The 3,469-nt window shown below is 49.8% G+C and carries 1 rRNA gene; it reads right to left on the bottom strand.

The window, feature by feature from the left end:
* Window positions 1–11: 11 nt before the first annotated feature.
* Window positions 12–3,380 (bottom strand): 23S ribosomal RNA (locus ACERCG_RS12060).
* Window positions 3,381–3,469: the final 89 nt, after the last annotated feature.

Here is a 3,469-nt window from a genome sequence, read left to right as displayed (position 1 = left end):
TTGAGCGTTGTATAGTTAAGCCTCTCGGGCAATTAGTATCTGTTAGCTCAACGTCTCGCAACGCTTACACATCAGACCTATCTACGTCGTAGTCTCCAACAACCCTTACAGACTTAAAGTCTGGGAGAACTCATCTCTTGGCAAGTTTCGTGCTTAGATGCTTTCAGCACTTATCTCTTCCGCACATAGCTACCCGGCAATGCGTCTGGCGACACAACCGGAACACCAGCGGTGCGTCCACTCCGGTCCTCTCGTACTAGGAGCAGCCCCAACCAATTCTCCAACGCCCACGGCAGATAGGGACCGAACTGTCTCACGACGTTCTAAACCCAGCTCGCGTACCACTTTAAATGGCGAACAGCCATACCCTTGGGACCTACTTCAGCCCCAGGATGTGATGAGCCGACATCGAGGTGCCAAACACCGCCGTCGATATGAACTCTTGGGCGGTATCAGCCTGTTATCCCCGGAGTACCTTTTATCCGTTGAGCGATGGCCCTTCCATTCAGAACCACCGGATCACTATGACCTGCTTTCGCACCTGCTCGACTTGTCTGTCTCGCAGTTAAGCTTGCTTATACCATTGCACTAACCTCACGATGTCCGACCGTGATTAGCAAACCTTCGTGCTCCTCCGTTACTCTTTGGGAGGAGACCGCCCCAGTCAAACTACCCACCAGACACTGTCCGAGTACTCGTTCCGAGTACTTCGTTAGAACATCAAACGTTAAAGGGTGGTATTTCAAGGACGCCTCCAACAACACTCGCGTGTCATCTTCAAAGGCTCCCACCTATCCTACACATCAAAATTCAATGTTCAGTGTCAAGCTATAGTAAAGGTTCACGGGGTCTTTCCGTCTAGCCGCGGGTACACCGCATCTTCACGGCGATTTCAATTTCACTGAGTCTCGGGTGGAGACAGCCTGGCCATCATTATGCCATTCGTGCAGGTCGGAACTTACCCGACAAGGAATTTCGCTACCTTAGGACCGTTATAGTTACGGCCGCCGTTTACTGGGGCTTCGATCAGGAGCTTCTCTTGCGATAACACCATCAATTAACCTTCCAGCACCGGGCAGGCATCACACCCTATACGTCCACTTTCGTGTTTGCAGAGTGCTGTGTTTTTAATAAACAGTTGCAGCCAGCTGGTATCTTCGACCGGTTCAACCTTCATCCGCGAGGGATTACAATCTACGCCGGCNNNTTGCAGAGTGCTGTGTTTTTAATAAACAGTTGCAGCCAGCTGGTATCTTCGACCGGTTCAACCTTCATCCGCGAGGGATTACAATCTACGCCGGCGCACCTTCTCCCGAAGTTACGGTGCTATTTTGCCTAGTTCCTTCACCCGAGTTCTCTCAAGCGCCTGAGTATTCTCTACCTGACCACCTGTGTCGGTTTATAGTACGGTTTAGTGTAATCTGACGCTTAGTGGCTTTTCCTGGAAGCGTGGTATCGGTTACTTCAACTCCGTAGAGCCTCGTCATCACTTCTCGTTGTTAATAGAAGACCGGATTTGCCTAATCTTCCCAACTACCAGCTTAAACAGGGTAATCCAACACCCTGATAACCTAACCTTCTCCGTCCCCACATCGCAATTACACCAAGTACGGGAATATTAACCCGTTTCCCATCGACTACGCTTTTCAGCCTCGCCTTAGGGGCCGACTCACCCTGCCCCGATTAACGTTGGACAGGAACCCTTGGTCTTCCGGCGAACGAGTTTTTCACTCGTTTTATCGTTACTTATGTCAGCATTCGCACTTGTGATATCTCCAGCAGACTTCTCAATCCACCTTCTTCGACTTACACAACGCTCCCCTACCCAACAATGTTTCCATTGATGCCGCAGCTTCGGTGACTAGTTTGAGCCCCGTTACATCTTCCGCGCAGGCCGACTCGACTAGTGAGCTATTACGCTTTCTTTAAATGATGGCTGCTTCTAAGCCAACATCCTAGCTGTCTAAGCCTTCCCACTTCGTTTCCCACTTAACTAGTACTTGGGGACCTTAGCTGGCGGTCTGGGTTGTTTCCCTCTCCACGATGAACGTTAGCACCCACCGTGTGTCTCCTATGCATTACTCTTCGGTATTCGCAGTTTGCATCGGGTTGGTAATCCGGGATGGACCCCTAGCCGAAACAGTGCTCTACCCCCGAAGGTATTCACATAAGGCTCTACCTAAATAGATTTCGGGGAGAACCAGCTATCTCCCGGTTTGATTGGCCTTTCACCCCCAGCCACAAGTCATCCGCTAATTTTTCAACATTAGTCGGTTCGGTCCTCCAATTAGTGTTACCCAATNTCCGAGGCGCTACCTAAATAGCTTTCGGGGAGAACCAGCTATCACCAAGTTTGATTAGCCTTTCACCCCTATCCACAAGTCATCCCCTGGCTTTTCAACGACAGTGGGTTCGGTCCTCCAGTTAGTGTTACCCAACCTTCAACCTGCTCATGGATAGATCACCTGGTTTCGGGTCTATACCCAGCAACTAATGCGCCCTATTAAGACTCGGTTTCCCTACGGCTCCCCTATTCGGTTAACCTCGCTACTGAATATAAGTCGCTGACCCATTATACAAAAGGTACGCAGTCACCGAACAAGTCGGCTCCCACTGCTTGTATGCATGCGGTTTCAGGATCTATTTCACTCCCCTCACAGGGGTTCTTTTCGCCTTTCCCTCACGGTACTGGTTCACTATCGGTCAATCAGGAGTATTTAGCCTTGGAGGATGGTCCCCCCATCTTCAAACAGGATATCACGTGTCCCGCCCTACTTGTTGTTAGCCTAGTACCACGATAATGTTTTCGAGTACGGGATTATCACCCTCTACGATTGAGCTTCCCAGCTCATTCCTCTAACAAAACCNTGCGGTTTCAGGATCTATTTCACTCCCCTCACAGGGGTTCTTTTCGCCTTTCCCTCACGGTACTGGTTCACTATCGGTCAGTCAGGAGTATTTAGCCTTGGAGGATGGTCCCCCCATATTCAGACAAGGTTTCACGTGCCTCGCCCTACTCGACATCATTATCTAAGCCCTTTCGTGTACAGGACTATCACCCACTATGGTTGCACTTCCCAGAGCATTCCACTAGAACTTAGATAACTTAATGGGCTCTTCCCCTTTCGCTCGCCGCTACTGAGGGAATCTCAATTGATTTCTTTTCCTAAGGGTACTGAGATGTTTCACTTCCCCTCGTTCGCCTTGCATGACTATGTATTCATCATGCAATACCTACCTTATGGTAAGTGGGTTTCCCCATTCAGACATCTCCGGATCACAGGATATTTGCCGCCTCCCCGGAGCTTTTCGCAGGCTATCACGTCTTTCATCGCCTCTGACTGCCAAGGCATCCACCACATGCACTTAATTACTTGACTATACAACCCCAAACAGTCGTTTATCCTTACAAGTAGGATAAGCAACAGAGTTCGTCTTGCGACTTACTCATACAGTTGGCGTTTCGTAG

This window comes from Mannheimia sp. E30BD, assembly GCF_041807785.1.
Taxonomy (GTDB): Bacteria; Pseudomonadota; Gammaproteobacteria; order Enterobacterales; family Pasteurellaceae; genus Mannheimia.
The sequence above is the reverse complement of the archived record's forward strand: the minus strand, read 5'-3'. Positions and strand labels throughout refer to the sequence as shown.